The sequence below is a fragment of the Nonomuraea sp. NPDC049625 genome (assembly GCF_040675285.1).
GTDB lineage: Bacteria > Actinomycetota > Actinomycetes > Streptosporangiales > Streptosporangiaceae > Nonomuraea > Nonomuraea angiospora_A.
In genome coordinates this window covers 82,760-106,341 of sequence record NZ_JBFAOQ010000001.1, presented here as the reverse complement: position 1 = coordinate 106,341, position 23,582 = coordinate 82,760, and the positions used below count along the sequence as shown (strand labels likewise).

At 69.8% G+C, this 23,582-nt stretch carries 22 protein-coding genes; 14 read left to right on the top strand and 8 right to left on the bottom strand.

What is annotated here, in order from left to right; genetic code table 11:
* The first annotated feature begins 99 nt into the window (after positions 1-99).
* The gene (locus AB0J87_RS00570; RefSeq protein WP_363962026.1) at positions 100-453 is read left to right on the top strand and encodes a hypothetical protein; all 354 of its coding nucleotides are present in this window, start codon (positions 100-102) and stop codon (positions 451-453) included.
* Entirely contained in the window at positions 450-2,567 is a 2,118-nt protein-coding gene (locus AB0J87_RS00565) for a carbon starvation CstA family protein (RefSeq protein WP_363962024.1), read from the top strand. The genes AB0J87_RS00570 and AB0J87_RS00565 overlap by 4 nt, the downstream gene beginning before the upstream one ends.
* Here AB0J87_RS00565 and AB0J87_RS00560 read toward each other — a convergent pair.
* Positions 2,564-2,989 carry a MarR family transcriptional regulator gene (locus AB0J87_RS00560; RefSeq protein WP_363962022.1) on the bottom strand — a complete coding sequence of 142 codons (426 nt, stop codon included), beginning with the start codon at positions 2,987-2,989 and terminating at the stop codon, positions 2,564-2,566. The genes AB0J87_RS00565 and AB0J87_RS00560 overlap by 4 nt on opposite strands.
* 62 nt (positions 2,990-3,051) lie before the next feature.
* On the opposite strand from AB0J87_RS00560, the gene AB0J87_RS00555 reads away from it, so the two are divergent.
* Positions 3,052-3,687, top strand: coding sequence for a maleylpyruvate isomerase family mycothiol-dependent enzyme (locus AB0J87_RS00555; protein WP_363962020.1), 636 nt, complete (start codon positions 3,052-3,054; stop codon positions 3,685-3,687).
* Here the strand turns inward: AB0J87_RS00555 and AB0J87_RS00550 are convergent.
* A complete protein-coding gene (locus AB0J87_RS00550; RefSeq protein WP_350733136.1) occupies positions 3,650-4,246 on the bottom strand; it encodes a histidine phosphatase family protein in 597 nt (198 codons plus the stop codon). The two genes, AB0J87_RS00555 and AB0J87_RS00550, sit on opposite strands and share 38 nt — an antisense overlap.
* Before the next feature lie 50 nt (positions 4,247-4,296).
* Between AB0J87_RS00550 and AB0J87_RS00545 the strand changes: the two genes are divergently transcribed.
* From AB0J87_RS00545 to AB0J87_RS00535, 3 genes are all read left to right on the top strand, one after another.
* Positions 4,297-5,244: an ATP-dependent DNA ligase gene (locus AB0J87_RS00545; RefSeq protein ID WP_350733134.1), complete on the top strand. Its 948-nt coding sequence runs from the start codon at positions 4,297-4,299 to the stop codon at positions 5,242-5,244.
* Positions 5,245-5,397: 153 nt separating this feature from the next.
* Entirely contained in the window at positions 5,398-6,897 is a 1,500-nt protein-coding gene (locus AB0J87_RS00540; protein ID WP_363962017.1) for a M28 family metallopeptidase, read from the top strand.
* 190 nt (positions 6,898-7,087) lie between these two features.
* Positions 7,088-8,584 carry a M28 family metallopeptidase gene (locus AB0J87_RS00535; RefSeq protein WP_363962015.1) on the top strand — a complete coding sequence of 499 codons (1,497 nt, stop codon included), beginning with the start codon at positions 7,088-7,090 and terminating at the stop codon, positions 8,582-8,584.
* Between the two features lie 129 nt (positions 8,585-8,713).
* On the opposite strand, the gene AB0J87_RS00530 is transcribed toward AB0J87_RS00535, so the two are convergent.
* Together AB0J87_RS00530 and AB0J87_RS00525 are read right to left on the bottom strand one after the other, a co-directional pair.
* Positions 8,714-9,325, bottom strand: coding sequence for a hypothetical protein (locus AB0J87_RS00530; protein WP_363962013.1), 612 nt, complete (start codon positions 9,323-9,325; stop codon positions 8,714-8,716).
* Between the two features lie 158 nt (positions 9,326-9,483).
* Entirely contained in the window at positions 9,484-9,681 is a 198-nt protein-coding gene (locus tag AB0J87_RS00525; RefSeq protein ID WP_363962011.1) for a hypothetical protein, read from the bottom strand.
* A gap of 156 nt (positions 9,682-9,837) precedes the next feature.
* On the opposite strand from AB0J87_RS00525, the gene AB0J87_RS00520 reads away from it, so the two are divergent.
* The gene (locus tag AB0J87_RS00520) at positions 9,838-11,895 is read left to right on the top strand and encodes a serine/threonine-protein kinase (RefSeq protein WP_363962009.1); all 2,058 of its coding nucleotides are present in this window, start codon (positions 9,838-9,840) and stop codon (positions 11,893-11,895) included.
* Positions 11,896-11,907: 12 nt separating this feature from the next.
* A complete protein-coding gene (locus AB0J87_RS00515; protein ID WP_363962007.1) occupies positions 11,908-13,848 on the top strand; it encodes a WD40 repeat domain-containing serine/threonine protein kinase in 1,941 nt (646 codons plus the stop codon).
* A gap of 13 nt (positions 13,849-13,861) precedes the next feature.
* Here the strand turns inward: AB0J87_RS00515 and AB0J87_RS00510 are convergent, their stop codons facing one another.
* Complete coding sequence (locus AB0J87_RS00510; RefSeq protein ID WP_363963080.1) at positions 13,862-14,110, bottom strand: MFS transporter; 249 nt, start codon at positions 14,108-14,110, stop codon at positions 13,862-13,864.
* A 303-nt stretch (positions 14,111-14,413) separates the two neighbouring features.
* Between AB0J87_RS00510 and AB0J87_RS00505 the strand changes: the two genes are divergently transcribed.
* Positions 14,414-15,736, top strand: a complete 1,323-nt coding sequence (locus AB0J87_RS00505; protein ID WP_363962005.1) for an aspartyl protease family protein — start codon at positions 14,414-14,416, stop codon at positions 15,734-15,736.
* 148 nt (positions 15,737-15,884) lie between these two features.
* Here AB0J87_RS00505 and AB0J87_RS00500 read toward each other — a convergent pair whose 3' ends face one another.
* Complete coding sequence (locus AB0J87_RS00500) at positions 15,885-17,105, bottom strand: MFS transporter (RefSeq protein WP_363962003.1); 1,221 nt, start codon at positions 17,103-17,105, stop codon at positions 15,885-15,887.
* 220 nt (positions 17,106-17,325) lie between these two features.
* Between AB0J87_RS00500 and AB0J87_RS00495 the strand changes: the two genes are divergently transcribed.
* The 3 genes from AB0J87_RS00495 (at position 17,326) to AB0J87_RS00485 (ending at position 20,180) form a co-directional block, all read left to right on the top strand.
* The gene (locus AB0J87_RS00495) at positions 17,326-17,865 is read left to right on the top strand and encodes a hypothetical protein (RefSeq protein ID WP_363962001.1); all 540 of its coding nucleotides are present in this window, start codon (positions 17,326-17,328) and stop codon (positions 17,863-17,865) included.
* A 128-nt stretch (positions 17,866-17,993) separates the two neighbouring features.
* On the top strand, positions 17,994-18,377 hold the full coding sequence (locus AB0J87_RS00490) for a hypothetical protein (protein WP_363961999.1): 384 nt from the start codon (positions 17,994-17,996) through the stop codon (positions 18,375-18,377).
* A 150-nt stretch (positions 18,378-18,527) separates the two neighbouring features.
* The gene (locus AB0J87_RS00485) at positions 18,528-20,180 is read left to right on the top strand and encodes an FAD-binding dehydrogenase (RefSeq protein ID WP_363961997.1); all 1,653 of its coding nucleotides are present in this window, start codon (positions 18,528-18,530) and stop codon (positions 20,178-20,180) included.
* Between the two features lies 1 nt (position 20,181).
* Here AB0J87_RS00485 and AB0J87_RS00480 read toward each other — a convergent pair whose 3' ends face one another.
* Positions 20,182-20,526, bottom strand: a complete 345-nt coding sequence (locus AB0J87_RS00480) for a hypothetical protein (protein ID WP_355204180.1) — start codon at positions 20,524-20,526, stop codon at positions 20,182-20,184.
* Positions 20,527-20,692: 166 nt separating this feature from the next.
* Positions 20,693-21,670 (bottom strand): NAD-dependent epimerase/dehydratase family protein, encoded by a 978-nt coding sequence (locus AB0J87_RS00475; RefSeq protein WP_363961995.1) that lies wholly within the window; start codon positions 21,668-21,670, stop codon positions 20,693-20,695.
* Positions 21,671-21,831: 161 nt separating this feature from the next.
* Here AB0J87_RS00475 and AB0J87_RS00470 point away from each other — a divergent pair, with 161 nt between their 5' ends.
* Together AB0J87_RS00470 and AB0J87_RS00465 are read left to right on the top strand one after the other, a co-directional pair.
* On the top strand, positions 21,832-23,199 hold the full coding sequence (locus AB0J87_RS00470; protein ID WP_363961993.1) for an ATP-binding protein: 1,368 nt from the start codon (positions 21,832-21,834) through the stop codon (positions 23,197-23,199).
* Between the two features lie 30 nt (positions 23,200-23,229).
* Positions 23,230-23,535: a pyrophosphatase gene (locus AB0J87_RS00465; protein ID WP_350733106.1), complete on the top strand. Its 306-nt coding sequence runs from the start codon at positions 23,230-23,232 to the stop codon at positions 23,533-23,535.
* Positions 23,536-23,582 lie beyond the last annotated feature (47 nt).

The following is a 23,582-nucleotide window of genomic DNA, read 5'->3' as shown; positions in this document are numbered from 1 at the left end:
TGTACGGCGGGATGTGGACGCCGGGCGACGTTTCGGGAGCGGTGGCAGCGGGTAAGGCCGTCGGTAATTTCTGAGCTACCTGGTCTTCAGGAGCCACAGATGCCCCGTGTCACGCTCACGCCGGCCGCCCGTGAAGCACTGCGCGACGACGAAGTGGTGTTCTTCGACTGGCACGTGACCGGCCTCTGCTGCGCCGACGCGGGTGAGTTCTCGGTCCGGCCGTTATCACGCTCCCGGCTCCCCCGGCGAGCGCGTCGGCTCGGCGACGAGGACGGGAAGGTCTACGCCCATCCGACCGCCTGGGTGCATCTCGCCGAACTCCCCGTCACGATCGACTACCGCCCGCTGTGGCGCTGGCGGCGTTTCACGACCGATCTGCCGCCGGACGCCGGACTGCGCTGCTGCCTGGGGCGACCTCTGTATGGCCCTTCACATATGGGAGGTAACCGGTGAAGTTACGTTCCATCATCATCTGGACGGCGGTCGCGCTCGTCGGGGCCGTGGGGTGGGCCGTGCTGGCCCTGTCCAGAGGGGAGAACGTCAACGCGGTCTGGCTGCTGGCCGCCGCGCTCGGTTCGTACGCCATCGCCTACCGGTTCTATGCCCGTTTCATCGTCCGCAGGGTGCTGGGCGCGGACGACCGCAGGGCCACCCCGGCCGAGCGGCTCGACAACGGCATCGACTACCAGCCGACCGACCGCCGGATCCTGTTCGGCCACCACTTCGCGGCCATCGCCGGGGCGGGGCCGCTGGTGGGGCCCGTGCTGGCGGCCCAGATGGGCTATCTCCCGGGCACCATCTGGATCGTCGCGGGAGTGATCTTCGCGGGGGCCGTGCAGGACATGGTGATCCTGTTCTTCTCCATGCGGCGCAACGGTCGCAGCCTCGGCCAGATGGCCCGCGAGGAGATCGGGCCGATCGGCGGGGTGGCGGCGCTCGTCGCGGTCTTCGCCATCATGATCATCTTGCTCGCCGTGCTGGCCCTGGTCGTGGTCAACGCCCTGGCCAAGTCGCCGTGGGGCGTCTTCTCCATCGCCATGACCATCCCGATCGCCCTGTTCATGGGCTTCTACCTGCGGGTGCTCAGGCCGGGCAGGGTCGTCGAGACCACCGTGATCGGGGTCGCGCTGCTGCTGCTGTCGATCGTGGCCGGCGGCTGGGTGCAGGAGTCGAGCTGGGCGCCGTTCTTCACGCTGAGCCCGTCCGCACTGGCGCTGTGGCTCATCGCGTACGGGTTCGTCGCCGCGGTGTTGCCCGTCTGGATGCTGCTCGCGCCGCGCGACTATCTCTCGACCTTCATGAAGATCGGCACCATCGTGCTGATCGCGATCGGGATCGCCGTCACGATGCCCACACTGAGGACGACGGCTTTCACGGACTTCGCGTTCAGCGGCAAGGGCCCGGTGTTCGCCGGGTCGCTGTTCCCGTTCGTGTTCATCATCATCGCGTGCGGCGCGCTGTCGGGGTTCCACTCGCTGATCTCATCCGGCACGACGCCCAAGATGATCCAGAAGGAGACCCAGGTCCGGATGATCGGGTACGGCTCCATGCTGATGGAGTCGTTCGTGGCCGTCATGGCCATCACCGCGGCCTGCGTGCTGACCCCCGGCCTCTACTTCGCGATGAACTCCCCGGCCGGCGTCGTCGGGGCCACCGTGCAGAGCGCCTCGCAGGCGGTCACCGACATGGGCTTCGTGATCACGCCGGAGCAGTTGCAGGCCGCGGCGGCGGCCGTACAGGAGCAGACCCTGATCGCCCGGACGGGCGGCGCGCCCACGCTGGCGGTGGGGATCTCGCAGATCTTCTCCGGGTTCATCGGCGGGGCGGGGCTGCAGGCGTTCTGGTACCACTTCGCGATCATGTTCGAGGCGCTGTTCATCCTCACGACGGTCGACGCGGGCACCCGGGTGGGGCGGTTCATGCTGCAGGACACGCTGGGCAACCTGTGGAAGCCCATCTCCAGGGTGAGCTGGTGGCCGGGGCTGGTGGCGGCCAGCGCCGTCGTCGTGGCGGCCTGGGGATACTTCCTGTACGTGGGCGTCAACGACCCGCTGGGCGGCATCAACCAGCTGTTCCCGCTCTTCGGCATCGCCAACCAGCTGCTCGCGGCCGTGGCGCTCACGGTCGCCACGACGTTGCTGATCAAGAGCGGCCGGCTGAAGTGGGCCTGGGTGACGGGGGTACCGCTGGCCTGGGACGTGGCCGTCACGCTGACGGCCAGCTACCAGAAGGTGTTCTCCCCTGACCCCACGCTCGGCTTCTTCGCCCAGCGCGACCGGTACCAGACGGCGCTGGACCAGGGGAAGCTGCTCGCGCCGGCCAAGACCCGGGACGCGATGGAGCAGGTCGTGCTCAACTCCACCGTGGACGGGATCCTGGCGGCGCTGTTCGCGGTCCTGATCATCATCGTGATCCTCGACGCGCTGCGCGTGTGGGTGAAGGCGGTCAGGTCGCGTGAGCCGCTGCCGACCACGGAGGCGCCGTTCGAGGAGTCGAAGATCCTCGCGCCCGCCGGGCTGATCCCCACCCGCGAGGAGCGGGAGACGATGGCCAAGGCGGCTCCCTAGAACGCGTCGATGACGCGGCTCAGCGTGGTGTTCAGCTCGGCGAGGCCGTCCTCGCCGAGCAGGGCCGCGAGGCGTCGTTCGACGTCGTCGATCGCGGTGTAGCCGACCCTCAGCGCCTCGTCGCCGCGCTCGGTGAACTCGATGAGCTTGGCGCGGCGGTCGGCCGGGTCGGGCACCCGGCGCAGGTAGCCCAGCTCCTCCAGGTCGTCGACCAGCGCCCCCATCGCCTGCGGGGTCATCTGCGCCTTCTCCGCGAGCCTGCTCAGCCGGATGCCGTCGTGCTCCATGTGGAAGAACACCGCCGAGTGCGCGGGCCGGATGCGGGCGTCGTACGTCCTGCCGACGTCGAGCACGACGTCCTGCAGGCGCAGGTACGCCTCGTACAGCAGGGCTATGACGTGCGGTGGATGTGTGGCGGCCAAACCCCTTCTCCAATCGCTCAGGAAGCCTTATATTAAGGCCACCTTAGCAATGGGAGGGTGCGATGAACCAGGAAGAGATCTGGGCCGCCCTCGAGATCGAGCGGCGCGGCGTGGCCGACCTGCTCGGCTCGCTGCCCGCCGACGACTGGGAGCGGCCGTCGCTCTGCGAGGGCTGGCGGGTCCGCGACGTGGCCGCCCACCTCGCGCTCGCCACCAACGTGAACGTCCCGCGGGCGCTGGTGGACTTCGTCCGGGCCCGTGGGAGCTTCGATCGTTTCGTCCGCGACACGGCGGCACGTCACGCCAGGCTGCCGGTCGGCGAGCTCGTCGCTCAGGTGCGCGAGTCGGCCACCTCGCACCGCCGGGCGCCGACGACCAAGCCGCTCGACCCGCTCTTCGACGTGCTGGTCCACGCGCAGGACATCGCCGTGCCGCTCGGCCTCGACCGGGCCATGCCGCTGGAGGCGGCCCGCGCCTGCGCCGTGCACATCTGGGAGCGCGGCTTCCCCTTCCATCCGCAGCGCCGCCTGCGCGGGCTGCGGCTCGTGGCCACGGACGTGGACTGGTCGGTGGGCGAAGGGGACGTGGTCGAGGGGCCCGTACAGGCGTTGCTCCTGCTGATCAGCGGGCGGCCGGCCGCGCTGCCCAGCCTGCGAGGAGCTACAGGCGCAGCTCTGGCGGGAATCCGGTCCACCTGAGCTCGGGCGGCAGGTGCGCCATGTCGTTGAAGAAGAGCACGGAGGACGGGCGGTCGGACGCGTACCGGATGACGGTCAGGGCGGCGTTGCAGTGGTTGAGGCCGAGCCAGCGCCAGCCGGGGGCGTCCAGGGCGGCGCGGACGAGCCAGCCGATCAGGAAGTTGTGCGTGACGACGAGCTCGTGGCGCGTCTCCTCCACCGGACCTGTGAAGAGCTCCTCGGCCTGGCGGACGAGCCGCGCGCCGCCGTCCGCCGGGAAGTTGGCGAGGAAGCCGAGCAACCGGTCCGCGTGCTCCGGGGGAAGTTCTTCCTTCGCCGGCACGTACGGGAGGTAGTCCCCGGCCGCCTCCGAGACGCGCACGGGCACGCCGGGAAGGTGCTCGGCGATCAGGCGCGCGGTCTGGGCGGCCCTCGGGAGCGGGCCGTGGTGGACGGCGGAGAGGGGGACGTCCTTCAGCCGCTCGCCGAGCAGCGCGGCCTGGCGGCGGCCGTTCGCGGTCAGGCCGGTCTCGTCCGGCGTGGCCTCGCCGTGGCGGGTGAGGTAGAGGTAGCGAGTCATCGGGCTCCAGTTGTTGACCTCGGACACACGTCATGGGCATCGTAGGGCGGGTGGCCGGCGATGAGACACGTGACGGGGTGGCGCTCACCAACCTCGACCAGCCCCTGTTCGACGGGGCCGGCGCGACCAAGCGCGACCTGGTCGACTACCTCGACGCGGTCGGCGACCGGATCATCCCGGTCCTGCGCGACCGGGCGCTCTCGGTCATCCGCGTGCGGCCGGGGCAGGAGCCGTTCATGCAGAAGAACCTGCCCAAGTACGCCCCCGAATGGGTGCAGTCGGTCTCCGTGTGGGCCGAGGCGTCGCGCAGGCAGGTGACGTACGCGCTGTGCAACGACCGCAGGACGCTGCTCTGGTTCGCCAACCAGCGGGCGGTGGAGTACCACCCCGGGCTGTTCGTGGGCTCCCATCCCACCCACATGATCCTCGACCTCGACCCTCCCGACGGCAGCGACGCCTTCGAGCTGGCCGTGCGCGGGGCCTTCCTGGTGCGCCAGGCGCTGGACGACGCCGGGCTGGCGGGCGCGGTGAAGACCAGCGGGGCGAAGGGCGTGCACGTGTTCGTGCCCGTGGCCGAGGGGACGGGCGTGGAGGACCTGGCCGCGGCCACGCGCGCGCTGGCGGCCCGGGCCGAGCGGGTGGACCCGGCGCTGGCCACCACGGCGTTCATCCGCGAGGACCGCGCGGGCAAGGTGTTCATCGACTCGACCAGGGCGGGCGGGGCCACGGTGGCGGCCGCCTACAGCCCTCGCGTACGCCCCGGCACGCCCGTGTCGTTCCCCGTGGCGTGGGAGTCGCTCGATCAGGTGGTGCCCGCCGACTTCACCGTGCACACGGCGGCCGGGCTGCTCAAGGACGCGGACCCGTGGGCCGAGTCCATGCCCGAGCCGCAGCGGCTGCCCGCCGACCTGGTCGAGGAGGGGCACACGATCCCGGTCGCCCGCGTACAGGCGATGCACGAGGGCAAGCGGCGCGCCCGCGCCCGCCGCGCCGAGTGACCCTCGGCGAGCCCGTGCCCGCCGGGCCGAGTGAACCAACCGGATATGTCCGGATATTGACGCACTAGTGGGCCTTCTCAGTGATCCTCCGCCGGGTTACGTTCACGTGGCGGCTCGGGGGAATCATCGAATTCGTCCACCAGGGGAACCCTTATGCGTCGAATCGCCATCGCACTGATCACCGCACTGGCCCTACCACTGGCTCTGACCACCCCGGCCAACGCCGGCGGCCTTGACGACCTCTTCGCCAAGTTGCTCGTCAAGCAGGTGAAGGGCCCGAACGCCAAGAAGCACCTCGACGCTCTGCAGGCGATCGCCGACGCCAACGGCGGCACCCGCGCCGCGGGCACCCCCGGCTACAACGCCTCCCGCGACTACGTGGCGGGCAAACTACGCAAGGCCGGATACAAGGTCACGCTCCAGCCGATCAACTTCGTCGAGAGCTGGACCGAGAACTCCCCGCCCACGCTCAACCTCACCGCGCCGGGCTCGAAGACGTACGTGCCTAACGACGACTTCTTCTCCTTCGAGCCCTCCCCCGCCGGTGACGTGACCGCGCAGGTCCAGGCCGTGGACCTGACCCTGCCGCCGACCCCGACGCCCACCTCGACCAGCGGCTGCGAAGCGTCCGACTTCGCCGGGTTCGTAGCCGGGCGGATCGCGCTCATCCAGCGCGGCACGTGCGCCTTCGCCCTGAAGATCCGCAACGCGGGCCGCGCCGGGGCGTCCGGGATCATCGTGTTCAACGAGGGCCAGCCGGGCCGGACCGACGCCTTCCCGCTCGACATCGGCGAGTGGCGGGCCGGGGTCCCGATGGTCTTCGCCGACTTCGCGGTCGGCAACGAGCTGGCGGCCACGGCCGGGGCGACCGTACGGCTCAAGGTCGACTCCACCCTCGTGCTGGGCACCAACGACAACGTGATCGCCGAGTCCCGCTTCGGCGACCCGCGCAACGTGGTGATGGTCGGCGCCCACCTCGACAGCGTGCCCGCCGGTCCCGGCATCAACGACAACGGCTCGGGCTCCGCCTCCATCCTGGAGGTCGCCGAGGAGATGGCGCTCTACCCGGTCAAGAACAAGGTCCGCTTCGGCTTCTGGGCGGGTGAGGAGATCGGGCTGCTCGGGTCCGACCAGTACGTCGCGTCGCTGTCGGAGACGCAGCGCGACCGGATCCGGGTCTACCTGAACTTCGACATGGTGGCCTCGCCCAACTACGCGTACAAGCTGTATGACGGGGACAACTCCGACAACGAGGGCTCCCCGGCCGGGCCGCCCGGATCCGACCGGATCGAGAAGCAGCTCGAGGCCTTCTACGGCTCGCGCAACCTGCCCACCGTCGGCACCGACTTCGACGGGCGCTCCGACTACGGCCCGTTCATCGACGTCGGCATCCCGGCGGGCGGGATCTTCACGGGCGCCGAGGGCATCAAGACGCCCGAGGAGGCGGCGAAGTTCGGTGGCACGGCGGGGGTCGCGTACGACGCCTGCTACCACCAGGCGTGCGACACGACCGCCAACATCAACGACACCGCGCTGGACGTGGACCTGGACGCGATCGCGGACTCCGTCGCCCGCTTCGCCTTCAACCTGCGCTCCATCCCGCCGCGAACCGCCCCCGCGGCGGCGCCCCTGGCCGCCAAGACGGCCGCCTGACGGCTCCACACCGGGTGGGCAGCACCCCTGCCCACCCGGGCACCACCTAGGCACCACGGCACTTTGGCACCACCGCACCATCGAACCTTCGCACCACGGCACCACGGCACCACGGCACCACGGCACCACCGGTTCCAACGAGCACCATCTCGGGATCTTCCACCCTCGACCCTCGGATGGAGGCGCCGCAATGCGATCGATCATCGTCGCGGCAACAGCGTTATCCCTGGCCATCACCGCCCTGACGGCCGTGCCGGCGCAGGCCGCAGCAGCCCCGAACATCTCCCTCACCAACGTCAAGGCCCACCTCACCCAGCTCCAGTCCATCGCCACCGCCAACGGCGGCAACCGCGCACACGGCCGCCCGGGTTACCTGGCCTCCGCGAACTACGTACGCGGCCAGCTGGACGCCGCCGGCTTCACCACCACGCTCCAGTCGTTCACCTACAACGGCGCCACCGGCTACAACGTCATCGCCGACTGGCCCGGCGGGGACCCCAACGACATCCTCATGGTCGGCGCGCACCTCGACAGCGTCACCGCGGGTCCCGGCATCAACGACAACGGCTCGGGCAGCGCGTCCATCCTGGAGACCGCGCTCGAAGTGTCGCGCCAGGCGCTCCAGCCGGCCAAGCATCTGCGCTTCGCCTGGTGGGGCGCGGAGGAGCTGGGGCTGCGCGGGTCGCAGTTCTACGTGAACAACCTGCCGGCCGCGGACCGGGCGCGGATCAAGGGGTACCTGAACTTCGACATGGTCGGCTCCCCGAACCCCGGATACTTCGTGTACGACGGCGACAACTCGGACGGCACCGGCTCCGGTCCCGGCCCGGCCGGATCCGCGGAGCTGGAGAAGGTCATCCAGGACTACTTCACGTCGATCGGCGTGCCGACCCGGGGCACCGACTTCGACGGCCGCTCCGACTACGGCCCGTTCATCGCGGTCGGCATCCCGGCGGGCGGCACGTTCACGGGCGCGGAGGGCATCAAGAGCTCGGCCCAGGCCACGCTGTGGGGCGGCACCGCCGGTCAGGCGTTCGACGCCTGCTACCACCGCTCGTGCGACACCACTTCCAACATCAACGACACCGCGCTCGACCGGAACGCCGACGCGATCGCGTACTCGGTGTGGACGATCGCCACCGCCGTACCACCCGCCGTGGTCTGGCAGGACACGTTCGAGACGGCCAACGGCTGGACGGTCAACCCGTCGAGCACCGACACCGCCACCACCGGCCAGTGGGAGCGCGGCGACCCCGAGGACACCAACTCCAGCGGCGCCAAGCAGCTCGGCACCACGGTCAGCGGCACGAACGACCTGGTCACGGGCCGCCTGGCAGGCTCGGCCGCCGGTGACTTCGACATCGACGGCGGCATCACCTCGATCCAGTCGCCCCCGATCACGCTTCCGTCCACGGGCCCGCTGAACCTGTCGTTCTCGTGGTACCTGGCGCACGGCTCGAACGCCTCCAGCGCCGACTACTTCCGCGTCCGCGTGGTCGGCACCACCACCACGACGGTCCTGAACCAGGCGGGCGCCGCGTCCAACCGCAACGGCGCCTGGACCACGGCCACGGCCAGCCTGAACGCGTTCGCGGGCCAGACGGTCCGCATCCTCATCGACGCCGCCGACGCCTCGGGCGCCTCCCTGGTGGAGGCCGGCGTGGACGACGTCAAGATCACCCGCTAACCGCGCGGAGGGCCGGGCCCGTTACGGCCCGGCCCTTTGCTCCCTCGCGGGCCGGGCTCCACGGCCCGGCCCGCGACGCCCCCGAATCAGGCGGCCTCAGCGGTGCTGTGAGTACACAGCATCCCCAGATCAGGCACGCTCGGCGGTCCGGCCAGTACGCAACGCCGCCACGACCTTCTCCGGCTCATCGGCGAAGAACCGGATCGACGTGGCCTCCCCCCGGCGGCCGAACGGGCGCACGAAGGCGACCGGCTCGCTCAGCTCGACCGTCATGTTCGTCTGCGAGGAGACCGCCACGCCGAGCCGCCCGTCCTTGACGGTGACCATGCCGCTCTCGTTGTAGTTGCGACTCGTCCGCACGGCGGCGACCCGCTCGACCGGCACGCGCACGTCGAAGTACACGCCGAACCGGATGCGCAGCTCACCAGAGGTGATGACATGCGGCCTGGTGGCGCAGGCGGCGGCCAGCATGACCCCGAACAGCAGCCCGTACACGTCGGCGATCAGCACCACGAACCGCAGCCACGCCGGCACGTCGAGCGCGACCAGCAGCAGATCGACCACCACGGTCTCGACCGCCATCGCGAACAGCATCAGCGACAGCATGAACGTCTGCGCCTTCGTGTACGTCACGACGGTCGCCCCCGCCGGCACGCCATCACGACGCCGGACGATCCACTGCCCGATGGCCAGCAGGCCTTTCAGCTCGAACACCACGATCCGCAGCGCGGCTCTGACCATCGGTCCCCTCACTTTCGGCTCTCTGGGCCCGGTCGATCCCGATTAGACACGTTGACGTCGCGTCAAGGTCAACCCGAGAGGATCCGGTCTTCCCGACTGGTCAGGGGAGGTACAGAAAGTCTTATTGATCTTTGGGAGCCAAACGGGGAGCCAGTGCTCTACCCGGTCTTCGACTTGAAGATCTTGTCCATCACGAGGTCCGGCCCCTGCCGGACGCCGGCCTGGACGGACGCGAAGTCGGCCGGGTTGGCGCCCTGGACGTAGCCCGCCGGGACCAGGCGGTGCGCCTGCTCCCACGGCCGACAAGCATCCAGACCGATCACCTCGGTCGCGACCCGCCACGGTGGGGAAGCCATCGGGCTGAGGATTCCAACGCATGCGATGCCGCACGTCTTTGGCGCGCGGCAGCCGCTCCTGGAGGACGGCATTGACCAGGAGGCGTGACTGGCGAAAACATCACGTGTTCCACCAACTCGGATTCTTTGTCTCAAGTGCCCAGCTATGGTGAGCCCGTGGGCGAAGATCTTCAGCGGATCTCGGCGGGGCGGTATCGCGTTCTCGGCCCCCTCGGCAAGGGCGGCATGGGTGCCGTGTGGCGGGCGCTGGATGTGGAATTGGGGCGTACGGTCGCGGTCAAGGAGTTGCGGCTTCCGGAGCACATCTCCGAACAGGACCGGCGCAACCTGTACGCACGGATGGAGCGCGAGGCCAGGGCCGCCGCCAGGCTGAAGCACCCTGGGATCGTGACGGTGTACAACCGTCTCGTGGGTGACGATGGACGCCCATGGATCGTCATGGAGCTGATCCAGGGGGGCTCGCTCGAAGACCTGCTCCAGCGCGAAGGACGGCTCCCTATCGGCCAGGTCTCCGACATCGGCGTGAAGATCCTGGACGCTTTGATCGCGGCGCATGCCGCAGGCGTCGTGCATCGTGATCTCAAGCCTGCCAATATCCTCCTCGAGGGCGAGCGTGTCGTCATCACCGATTTCGGCATCGCCGCGCTCGAGGGCGACACCAAGCTCACGATGTCCGGCGCCGTCCTCGGCACTCCGACCTTCATGTCGCCCGAGCAAGTGTGCGGACTTCCCGCGACGCCCGCGTCCGACCTGTGGTCTCTCGGCGCCACCCTCTACACCGCCGTGGAGGGTCGTCCGCCGTTCTCGGGCCGTACCCTCAGTTCCCTCTTCGTCGCCATCGCGACTCAGGACCCTGCTCCGCAACAGCACTCCGGGCCGCTCACTGCGGTCCTGGACGGGCTGCTGCACAAGAACTCGGCCGAGCGCCTGACCGCCGAAGCCGCTCGTGACCGGCTCAGGCTGCTGACCGGCACATCCGAACCGCACAGATCGGCGCCCGTCTCGCCGGTGGATGCCCGCGAATCGGCTGTTCTCGTCGACACCTCCAGCATCGCGCCCGCAGCGGGTCCATCGACGAACGTCGCCCCACCCCCCACGGTCGTCGAAAAGCCGATCATGGAGCGGCCATATCCTCCGCCGCGTCGCCTTGTCCGGTCCCGAAAAGTGATCATCCCGCTGACTGTGGTTCTCGCGCTCGCCACCAGCGCGACGGTATGGCTGATGAGAGGCCCCAGCGAATCCGGGCCTCCCGCGACGCAGACCTGGTTTCCCCGGACGGTCAGGCTGCCGATCGAGAACTACGGCTACGGGTTGGCGCTCAGTCCGGACGGGAAGACCGTTGCCCTGGGAGGCGACGACGGCATCGACTTCTGGGATCTCGCTTCACGTCAACGATCAGAACCCCCCATCCAGCCCAGCGGGGCGCTGAGAGCCGGCGGCAAAATGGCCTTCAGCCCCGACGGGCGGCTCCTGGCCGCGACCGACGACGGACGTGGAGGTGATGACGTCCGCGCCTTCGACCAGGTCAGGTTGTGGGACGTGCGGTCACACAAGCAGATCGGCAAGCCCTTCGGCCGGCCGCGCGACACCATCGGCTCGCTGACCTTCAGCCCGGACGGCCAGGCGTTGGCGACCTCTCACGAAGATGAAACCCGGCTCTGGAATCTCACCACCCAGCGCCAGTTGGGCGCCTCCTTCCCCAACAACGCCGCCGGCCCGGTCGTCTTCCTCGACCAGGCCGGAAAACTTCTCGCAACCGACAACGACCTGACCGTCTGGAACATCAAGACACGACGGAAGTCCGGCCGGCCGTTCATACCCCTGACGGTACGTCTGTGCGATCTGGCCGTGGTCAGCCCCAACGGCAAGATCTTGGCCGCCACCATGGATGACGACGAGATCAAGCTCTTCTCGGTCGACTCGCGGAAGAAGATCTCAAACCCCATCAAGATCACCGCTTCACCCCCGTACGAGGAGGTCATTGCATCCCTCAGCTTCAGCCCGGACGGCAGGCTCCTGATCAGCGCAGGCTCTACCGTACGGATCTGGGATGTGAAAACGGGCCGGCAGGTCGGCCCACCTCTTACCGGGAAGGCGGTGATTGCGGGCTTCGGCCCCTGGAGAAGCGCCGCTGTGTCCCCGGACGGCAGGTCCCTCGTCACCGCCGGCGACGGTGCTCTTGAAGTCTGGGACATCCGCCGTGCTTATCAGTGAAAAGGAGTCTCGGTGAGCGTGGGGCCTGTGCACCTCCTGGCGGACCGGTATCAGATCCAGGGAGCACTCGGCCGGGGCGGCATGGGAACGGTCTGGCAGGCATGGGACACCGAACTGGACCGGGCCGTCGCCATCAAGGAACTGCGGCTCTCCGACGACATCCCGGAAGAGGAACGCCGCAACTGGTACGCCCGGATGGAGCGCGAGGCCAGGGCCGCCGCCAGACTGAAGCACCCCGGGATCGTCACGATCTACGACCGCGTGATCGAGGAGGACGGACGTCCATGGATCGTCATGGAACTCATCCACGGTTCTTCCCTCGACGACCTGCTCCGCCGGCACGGACGGCTGCCCGCGGAGAGGGTGGCCGCGATCGGCCTGCAGATGCTGGACGCGCTGATCGCCGCGCACGCCACAGGCATTGTGCATCGTGACGTCAAGCCGGCCAACGTCCTGTTGGAAGGTGATCGTGTCGTCCTCACCGACTTCGGGATCTCCACGCTGGAGGGCGACGCTCCTCTGACGAGGTCCGGCGCCCTCCTCGGAACCCCGTCCTTCATGTCCCCTGAGCAAGTGCACGGTGGTCCCGCCACGGCGCAGTCCGATCTGTGGTCCCTCGGCGCCACCCTCTACACCGCCGTGGAGGGCCATCCGCCGTTCTCCGGCACCACCCCCGGATCCGTCTTCGTCGCCATCGCCACCGAGCGACCGGACCCCACGCATCACGCCGGACCACTTGTGGCCGTCCTGGACGGCCTGCTGTGCAAAGATCCCACCGTACGGCTGACCGCCCAGGCCACCCGCGACAAACTCACCCACCTCGCGGCCGCCCAAGAAACCCCGCAACCCGTCTTCGGCCGCTCCTCGAAAACCGGTACCGGACCGCCGCCCAGCGGCGTGCCCCAGCGACGCGGACCGCGGACCCTGAGAACGCTTCCCGCCTTGGGGCTCATCGTGACTCTCGTCGGCATCTCCGCTGCCCTGACCATCTGGCTCCAGTCCCCGCCCAGCCCGGTGCAGAACAGGTTTCCCAGACTCGCCTGGCTGTCGGAGTCGGAAGCGGACTGGGGGTCTGGGCTGGCGCTCAGCCCAGACGGGACCACCCTGGCGGTGGGAACCAGGACCGGCGTCGAGTTCTGGGACGTCGCCACGCGCCGGAAACTGGGTGACACGGTAGAGATTTCCGGAGCGCACCGCGTGGACGAGCTCGTATACAGTCCCGACGGCAAGAAGCTGGCCGTTCTCAACTATGGCCTCGGCGGCCGGCAACTCCATCTCTGGGACGCCGTCGGCCGCAAGCCGGATGGACCGGCGCTGATGAGCGGTGGCGAGATCCTGGGAGTCGCCTTCAGCCCCGACGGCAAGACGATCTCGGCCACCAGCACGGAGAGATCGTGGACCGAGCTGTGGGCGGTTGCGTCGCGGCGACCTGTGGGAACGCCGGTCAAGACCGAGCCCTTGGCAGTCTCCATCACATTTCTGGACCCTGGCGGCAAGCTCTTCGTCTCGGACGGCCCTGAGGTATGGGATGCCGCCACGGGCCGCAAGCACCGTCGCCAGTTCCCCATCACTCCCTGTTCGAACAGCGGCTCCCCCTCAGCCCTCGCGCCAGACGGTCAGACCATGGTCATGATGAGCTTTCAAGAAAGGCAGCTCTGCTTCTACTCCACCAAGACCTACACGCAGATCGGGCTCACCCGAGAAGTACCCGAAGAAGCGAAAATGGGCCCGGTCGCCTTCAGCCGGGACGGCTCCATCCTGGCCAGTGGCGGCAAAACTGTCCGGCTCTGGGACACCCGCACCTTCGAGCAGATCGGGCCGGACATGACCCCCGTCGAGACGGAGGTCGTGTCACGCGACGGCGACCGAGTCGCCATCACCCCTGACGGCAACGTCCTCATCAGCCTGACCAGTGCGGGCGTCGAGTTCTGGGACATCAGCTCCGCCCGTTGAGCGACTCCCGGCATCACGCGCCGGGCCGGTCAGCGATCCCAGGACATCTGGACAGGTTCGTCAGGGACATCCTCGGCGAACCTACGTTCCAGCAGGTCGGGAAGGCGGACAGGGCCGGGATACCGACCAGGACGTTGACGTAGAAGATCCACTGCCAGCCCAGGGTGTCGATGAGGACACCACCGAGCAGCGGCCCGGTGACTGTGGCGAGACCGGAGACGCCGCCCAGGACACCCGTGGCGCGGCCGGGATGGCGGCGAATGCGCGCGTTGTCCGTCGCATGTCACGGCTTCTCGGCGGCGGCCGCCGCCGGCGCGACTGTGACACAACCATGACGCGGCGCGAACGAGGCGGGGACGCGGCCGGCCGACAGTGGACGGGGTTGACCGGCAGGCGAGTTACGGAGCGTGCTGCGAAGCGATCCGGCCGCCCGCATCGGGACGACGCCGTACGGCCCGGGGGGCCCGGCACCACGGCGTCGCCCTCATCAAGCAGGGCGAGCCGAACCGGCCGGAGCCGCCGGGACAGAACGTTACGACGAAGGCGATCACGAAAAGGAGAAGGCGTGGCTAATGACGGGAAATGGGACCGGCGTTCGCTGTTTCAGGGCGCCGCTGTGCTGGCCGGTGCCGCCGCGGCCGCGCCGCTGATGGGCGAGGCGGCCACGGCGCTGGCCGACAGCGGTGACGCCGACGCGCTGTTCAAGGCCGGGAAGTTCGAGCAGGCCGGCCGGGCGTACGAGGAGATCCTTAAAAAGGACCCCAAGAACCTGCACGCGGCCCGCCGGCGCGGCTATGTCGGGCTGCTGTCCAACCGGTTCCCCGACGCCGAGAGATACCTCAAGATGGCCCTCCAGTTGGCGCCCGACGACAAGGAAGCCAACGGGCTCCTGGGCGACTGCTACATCCGGCAGGACAAGTTCGGCCTGTCCACACCACACTGGAAGGCGGCCGGTGAGGACGGCTACGCCAAGTGGTTCGCGGCGGTCAGTGGTGAGGCGTACCAGGTCCACGGCGACATCGCGCGGCTGGAAATCAAGCAGATGGACCCGATTCCGCTGGTGGAGGCCTCGGTCAACGGCGGACCGACGAAGCGCTTCACGTTCTACACCGGCGCCCCGAATCTGAGCATGCGGGCGTCGGTGGCCAAGGAGGCCGGGCTGAGTCCCGTTGCCAGTCAGAAGGTCGAGTACGAGAACGGCATCATATGGGCGTACTACGGGATACTGGACTCCTTCAAGCTGGGTGGCATCGAACTGCGCAACGTCCCGGTGGGCTGGTCGTCGACGGAGTCGGGCGAGGATGTCGGAACTGACAGCGACGGCCTGATCGGCACGTGGGTCTTCTACCACTTGCTGACCACCTTCGACTATGCGGGCCGGCAACTGATCCTGCGCCGCCGGACCCCCGAAACGGCCAGGAAGGCACGCGCCGCCGCCAAATCGGCGGGCGCACAGCCCCTTCCCATATGGCTGGCCCGTGAGCAATACCTGCACAGTACGGGCAGCTTCGCCGGCACCGCCGGCTCCCGCACAGGGGTGGTGGGCGTCAACTTGGGCGGAACCAGCGAGATCGTGGCGGGCCTGCGGGGAAAAACGGCCGAGCAGTTGGGAATCCGCAGCGACTACGACCGCGAGATCGGGACTTTTGGCAGCAGCCACCCGGCCGTCGTCTACCCCTGCTACCCGAAGGAGATCCGCCTTGGCAACGCCGTCGCCAAGGAGGTCTATTGCTACACGAACCCCAACTCGCAAATCAACGTGCCCTGGCCCTATGGGACAGGGTTCGACTCGATGGGCTGGTTTTCCCACTGCTTCTGGAAGCCCTATAACATCACCGTCGACTTCACCGGCATGAACCTCTACATCGCCCGCGGCAAGGCCACCTGATCAGGAGCTACGTGGAGCTGCCGGCTCCTACGGGCGACGGGGTAAGGGCGAACCGGACGCCTTCACCCCCTCGCCCGGTGCCGTACCGGGTAGCGTCCCCCGGGCGCCGCCGTAGCCAAGCGCGGCCGGAGCCCGGCGGCAAGCCGCGTCAGGAGCCAGGGGCGGCGACGGCGTCGGGTGGGAGGTGGCGGGAGAGGCGCAGGAGGGTGAGGGCGGCCAGCGCGAGCAGGACGGTGAGCGTGCCCCACAGCAGCGCGGGCGCGGCGCCCAGCAGGGCCGAGAAGGAGGCCGGGGCGACGACGTTGCCGATGGCCCAGGTCTGCTGGTGGATCGCCAGGTAGCGGCCGCGGAGGGCCGGTGGTGCCGCCGCCGCGGCCAGGGCCCACGACGGGGTGGCGTGCATCAGCTCACCCACCGTGAAGACGAGGGTGGCCGTCACCAGGGCGATGACGCGCGGCGGGCCCGGGGGGAACGCGGCCGCCGCGGCGTACGCGACGCACGACACGATCAGGACCGCCCCACCGAGGGCCATGGCGTGGGTACGGCGGGCGGCGCGCTGCCGTCGCCGGACCGCGAGCTGGCCCACGGCCACCAGGATCGTGTTGAGCGTGTACAGCAGGCCCAGCAGCCAGGCGGGGGCGCCGAGCACCGTGACGGCGTACACCGGCAGCGCGACCGGAAGGACCAGGCGTGTCAGCGTGAACGCCTGCTCGGCCGCCACCAGCCCGAGGAACGGCCGGTCCGCCAGGACCCGCCGGTACCCGCCCCGCTCCGGGAGCACCGGATCGATCGGTGCGCGCCGCCCCGACAGGACCAGGCAGGCGGTGGCCACGACGAAGCTGGCCGCGTTCACCGACGCGATGATCACGAAGCCGGTCGTGCCGCCCAGCGACACCACCCCCGCTGACAGGAGCCCGCCCAGGCCGAACGCGACGTTCCTGGCGGTCGACATCAGCGCGTACAGCCGGTCCCGGTCCGCGCCCGTGGCCAGGACCGAGATGTAGCCGCCGGAGGCGGGATAGTAGGCCCGATCTCCGAACGCGACCACCGCCGCGACCACGATCAGCGCGGCGAAACCGTCCACGAACGGGTACGCGGCGAAGCCCAGCCCGCGCAGCACGTACGTACCCATCAGCACCCGCCGTGCGTCGAACCGGTCGATGAGCACGCCGGCCACCGGATTGGCGGCCAGCCCCACCGCGGCCGCGGCCGTCACCCCCAGCCCGACCACGGTCATGGGCAGGCCGGTGACCCGGTGGATGAACAGCAGGGTGAGCGGGTAGTACAGGCCGCTGCCCAGGGCGTCCACGAACATCCCGACGAGAAACGGCCGCACGCCCGACTGGCGCTGCGCGGAGGCGATCGACATGAGCAGGAGTATCAGCACGCGCGAGGGCCGTCGCGGATCGGCCGCCCGCCCTAGACGTTCTACGCCGATGGTCTTAGTACCCGGGTGAGCGCTGCGGCGATCCACGTAAAAGGCCAGGTCAGGAACCGTGCGACACGCTCTTTGCGCGAATGGGGCCTATCGGTCGCGGGTATCGGTCGCATGCATCTCCGGCAACACCACAGGCCTGAAAGGGAGTCAGATGACCACGACCGCAGAGCGTACCGAGACGACTGAGCGCGACACCGAAGAGCGGGAGGCGTTCGAGTCGCTGATGTTCGCCGCACTCGCGGCCCGCCGCGAGGAAACCACCGAGATGGGCATCGAGCACCCGCTGCTGCTGGCCATGCTCATGCGCCGCCGCAAGGAAGGCGGGACGAGCATGATCGAGCACCCCCTCCTGCTCGCCATGCTCATGCGCCGCCGCGAAGAAGGCACCGAGATGGGCATCGAGCACCCGCTCCTCCTCGCCATGCTCATGCGCCGCCGCAAGGAAGGCGGCACGAGCATGATCGAGCACCCCCTCCTGCTCGCCATGCTCATGCGCCGCCGCTCGGAAGGCGAGGAGACCGGCATCGAGCACCCGCTGATGCTGGCCGCGCTCATGCGCCGCCGCAGGGAGAGCGGCACGAGCATGATCGAGCACCCTCTCCTGCTCGCCGCGCTCATGCGCCGCCGCTCGGAAGGCGAAGAAGCCGGCATCGAGCACCCGCTGATGCTGGCCGCCCTTGCGGGCCGATAAGCACCCGATAACCGCCCGACAACCACCCGACGACCGCGCCCGCCGGCCCGCAAGGAAGAACGCCGTCTCCTGGTTTCCCGGCAAGGGGAAATCGGGAGACGGCTCACACCGACGTAAAGGAGCACCTCATGGCGCCGGAGCAAACCGGTAACTCATCCGAGCACAACCCTCTGGAGTCCATGATCGACGACCTCATCCGCGACATCCTCAGCGAGTCCGGCCAGACCACCAAAGCCCGCACACGCGGCGTGGATCCCATGGCGAGCCTGATCGAATCGGCTCTGTCGTCGACCTCGCGTACGGCGTCGAAGGCGTCGCCGATGGAACGGCTCCTGCTCACGCAGGTGTTGTCGTCCGCGTTGGCGGACGCGCTCGCGCCGGCGCTGGCAGAAGTCCTGGCACCCGAGATCATGAAGTCCCTGGAACATCATCTGTCTCCCGGCCCGACCAGCGGCATGGCTTCGACGCGCAGCCCTGCCAAAGGAGGAGCGGCGAGCAGGAGAAAGACCTGAGTCTCCGGCCGCGGCGACAGGGCCCGGCCGCCGTCCGGCGACAGCTCCGCGACGGCGGCCGGGCCCTGCTGCCTGACGGACCGGGCAGGCGCCCGAAATCAGGGCCCAGGCGGCTTATGGCGCGTGCTGATCAGGTGGAATCATCGGCGCATGAACGCTGACGTCATCGTCGTCGGGGCCGGGCTGGCCGGCCTGGTGGCGACCTGCGAACTGATCTCCCGGGGCAAGAAGGTCGCCGTGGTCGACCAGGAGAACGCCGCCAACCTGGGCGGCCAGGCCTTCTGGTCGTTCGGGGGGCTGTTCCTGGTCGACTCCCCGCAGCAGCGGCGGCTGGGCGTGAAGGACTCCTTCGAGCTGGCCTGGAACGACTGGCAGGGCAGCGCCCAGTTCGACCGCCTGGACGACGAGGACTCCTGGGCCGTGCAGTGGGCGCGGGCCTACGTCGAGTTCGCCGCCGGGGAGAAGCGGGCCTGGCTGGACGGCCTGGGCATCAAGTTCCTGCCCACGGTCGGCTGGGCGGAGCGGGGCGACCTGCGCGCGGACGGGCACGGCAACTCCGTGCCGCGCTTCCACGTGACCTGGGGGACGGGGCCGGGGGTGCTGAAGCCGTTCGTCCGCAGGGTCCGGCAGGCGGCCGGGAGCGGGCTGGTCACCTTCCACCACCGCCACCAGGTGGACGAGCTGATCGTCAGCGGCGGAGCCGTGCAGGGCGTGCGTGGCACGCTGCTGGCCGAGGACGACTCGCCGCGAGGAGTGGCCTCCAACCGCGACAGGATCGGCGAGTTCGAGCTGACGGCACCGGCGGTGATCATCACCAGTGGCGGCATCGGCGGCAACCACGACCTGGTGCGCCGCTACTGGCCGGAGCGGATGGGCAGCGCGCCGGAGAGCATGGTCACGGGCGTGCCGGCGTACGTGGACGGCCGGATGCTCGACATCAGCGCCGAGGCCGGGGCGCGGCTGGTCAACCGCGACCGCATGTGGCACTACACGGAGGGCCTGCGCAACTGGGACCCGATCTGGCCGGGCCACGGCATCCGGATCCTGCCCGGCCCCTCCTCGATGTGGTTCGACGCGCTGGGGCGGCGGCTGCCCGACCCCTGCCTGCCCGGCTACGACACGCTGAGCACGCTGCGGCACCTGCGCGGCACCGGCCACGACCATTCCTGGTTCGTGCTCACTCAGAAGATCATCGAGAAGGAGTTCGCCCTGTCGGGCTCCGAGCAGAACCCCGACATCACCGGCAACGACCGCAAGGCGTTCCTTCGGGAGCGCCTCCTCGGGAAGGGCGCCCCGGCCCCGGTGGAGGCGTTCAAGCGCAACGGCGCCGACTTCGTCGTGGCCGCCACCTTGGACGAACTGGTCGCCAAGATGAACCAGCTGACGGTCGAACCCCTGCTCGACGCCGACCTCGTGCGCCGCCAGATCGAGGCCCGCGACCTGCAGGTGGCCAACCCGTTCAGCAAGGACTCCCAGATCCAGGGCATCCGCAACGCCCGCCGCTACCTCGGCGACAAGCTGGGCCGGACGGTCGCCCCACACCGGATCCTCGATCCCGCCGCCGGGCCGCTGATCGGGGTCATGCTCCACGTACTCACGCGCAAGACGCTCGGCGGCATCCAGACCGACCTCGACTCCCGCGCCCTGGGGCCGACCGGCGAGCCCGTCGACGGCCTGTTCGCGGCGGGTGAGATCGCGGGCTTCGGCGGTGGCGGCGTCCACGGCTACAACGCCCTCGAAGGCACCTTCCTCGGCGGCTGCCTCTTCTCCGGCCGCCAGGCCGGCCGCGCCGCGGCACGCTGAGCTACTTCCACAGATAGTCGTGACGCGGCGAGGCCCGGCCGACGAGGACCCCGCCGTCGCGGACCTGCCACTCCTGCTGCCCCTCGACCTCGTGGAACACGAGGAAGAGACCGCAGACGCGGTCGCCGTCCGCGTCCGCGGGCGGCAGGGCGGCGATCCGGCGGATCAGCGCGAGAACCTCGCCGGATCGGCTCTCGCGGACGGCACGCGCGTAGCAGGCGGCATCGAGCCAGCCCCCTTCGGGGAAGGCCCAGCCCTCCGTCTCGCCCTGCCGGATGATCCGCTCCGCCTCGGATCGTTGACCCGAGAACTCCAGCCAGCCGCGTATGTAGACCCACGCACTCATAACCACATGATGGCTTGCGGGAAGTCGAGAGCATTTGTCGGAATTGCCTGCGGAGGCCACCGCCCGGACGGCAGACTGTTGCCGCGGCCATCACGAGCCTTTCTCCGTTCTCTGACGAGAGCCCGCGGAGGGGGCCGGGGTGGCCGTCACCATTTCCCGGACGCCCTCAGCCCAGCAGCCGCGCTTCCGCCTCCGGGGCGAGGCCGACGCTCGGCCGGTCCGGGCGCGTCGGGGGCAGGCCGCCGATGCTCCGGAGCCACTCCCACGTGTCGGCCACCGTCTCCTCCAGCGGACGGCACCGCAGGCCCGCCGCCACCGCCTTGGACACGTCGCCCCCGTGCATGAAGTCGCAGCTCTCGCCCACCAGCCAGATCGGCAGGTCCGTCCACGGTTTCACACCCGCCGCCAGGATCCGCTCGGCCGCCACCCAGCGCAGCTCCGCGTCCGATCCGGTCACCTTGACGCAGGTCTCCAGGAGCTGCCTCATCGTCGCGAACCCCGGCGGGCTCACCACGTCATAGGCCCCGCCGAGCCCGCGCCGGGCCGCCGCCAGGCACCAGCCGGCCAGGTCGCGGGCGTCGATGTACTGCAGGCCGAGGTCGCGCGGCCCCGGGGCGAGCACCGGGCCGCCGCGGGCGATCCGGCTCAGCCACCAGGGCAGGCGCCCGATGTTCTCGTACGGGCCCAGGATCAGGCCCGCGCGGGCCAGCAGCGCCCGGTCCCCGAACGCCGCGACCGCCCCGGCCTCCGCCCCCGCCTTGTCCTTGGCGTAGTCGCCGTCGCCGTCGTCCGCCGCCACCGCCACGACCGGGGCGCTCTCGTCAGCGCCGAACGGCACCGGCGGCGCGTACACCGACCGGCTGGAGACGTAGATGTAATGGCCGGCCCGGCCGGCCAGGAGCGACGCGGCCGCACCGACCGCGGCCCGCGCCCACGACCAGGTGTCGACCACCACGTCCCACTCCCCGCGCTCCAGCGCCGCCAGCCCGCCAGGGGCCGTGCGGTCGCCGCGCAGCGCCGTCACGCCGGCCCGCGGCTCGTGCGTGCCGCGATTGAACGTCGTCACCTCCCAGCCCAGCGCCACCGCCTCGTCGACGAACGCCCGCCCCACGAACTCCGTGCCGCCCAGCACCAAAAGCCTCATGGCATCCACCATGGCCTGCCGGGTTCGGGCGCGGTAGGTGTGCACGCCCTCAGCGGAATCGCCACCAGCGAATATGCCGGGGCGGACGCGGGCCCGGTCATGTTGCGACGGCCCAGCGCGGGTAAATGTCACAGACAGTGATGAAGTCGGGACGGGATGGGATGGTGAGACGGCTGTTTCCACGCTCGATCCGCGCACGCCTGACCACGGTCGCGACCTTGATAGCGGCCGTGGTCTTCATCGCGACCGCCACCATCACGCTCGCCACCGTGCCCGACAACCTGCGCAGCATGGTCCAGGCAAGGGTCGAGCTGGCGGCACGGCGGGTCGCCGCCGAGGCACGTGCCGGAAACCTGCCCCCGGTGCTGGAGACGCCGTCACGCGTCCGCATCCTCCAGGTGGTCTCGGCGGACGGCAGGCTGCTCGCGAGCAGCCCCGGCCCGGCCCAGAGCCTGCGGCTGGGGGACCTCAAGCCCACCTGGCCCCAGGTCGTCCGCGTCGGCGAGCGCACCGTGTCCCGCAGCCCCGACGAGCCCAAGACCCACTACCTGGTCGTGGCGATCGCGGCGCAGACCCCTCAGGGCCCTGTGACGGTCTACGGGGCGTCCCCGCTGACCGACGTGGACCGAGCCCTCAAATGGATATATGTCCTGGTATTCATTGGCACTCCGCTCGTCCTGGTGAGCGTGGCGGGCATCACCTGGATCTCGGTCGGGTCCGCGTTGCGCCCCGTCGAACGCATCCGTGCGGAAATGGCCGAGATCACCGGCCAGGACCTCAGCAGACGCGTGCCCGTGCCCGACACCGGCGACGAGATCACCGACCTCGCCGCCACCACCAACGACACCCTCGACCGCCTCGAACGCTCCGCCGAGACCCAGCGCCGCTTCGTCTCCGACGCCTCCCACGAGCTCCGCAGCCCCATCTCGGCCCTGCGCGCCCAGCTGGAGGTGGCCCACGCCTACCCCGACGAGACGGACTGGCAGGCCACCGGCGAGCAGGCGCTGGCCGCCGCCGACCGCCTGGCCGGCATCATCGACGAGCTGCTGATGCTGGCCCGGCTGGACGCCGGCGCGCTCAGCGAGCGCCGCGTGGTGGACCTGGCTCACGTGGCGATGGACCACGTCCGCCGCCGCGAGGGCAACCGGGTGCCCATCATCCCCGACGTGTGCGCCGCGGCACCCGTCCACGGTTCCCTCATGCAGCTCGACCGCCTGCTGACGAACCTGCTCGACAACGCCACCCGCCACGCCGCCACCCGCATCGACCTGGAGGTGGCCGTGGAAGGCGACAAGGTGATCGTCACCGTGACCGACGACGGCGACGGCATCCCGCCGCAGGACCGGGAGCGGGTCTTCGAACGCTTCACCCGCCTGGCCCCCGCCAGGGCCAAGGACAAGGGCGGCAGCGGCCTCGGCCTGGCCCTGAGCCGCGACATCGCCGCGGCCCACGACGGCACCCTCACCGTCGCCGACCACTCACCCGGCGCTCGCTTCGTGGTCGTCCTCCCCCTTTACGGGGAGCCGTGATCGGCCGCGGTCTGCCGTAGGCTCGCGCCCATGGATCTGCGCCAGCTCGCCGCCGAGATCGAACCCATTTCCAGCCGGTACGCGGACAAGCTCGGGATCGAGCGCGACGACACCTGGTTCCTGCTCAAGCTCCAGGAGGAGATCGGCGAGCTGACCCAGGCGTTCCTCATGCGCTCCGGCCGGGCCAGGACCAAGGGGCGCACGGCGGACGAGCTGGACGCGGGGTTCCGGGAGGAGCTGGCCGACGTGCTGTGCCACGTGGTCCTCCTGGCCCACCATCACGGGGTGGACCTGGAGGCGGAGGTGGCGCGCAAGTGGCTGGCCTGGAAGCGCTGATGCGTGCGCCGTTACGGCGGCCGGGCCCGTGCGGGTCAGCGGGCGTC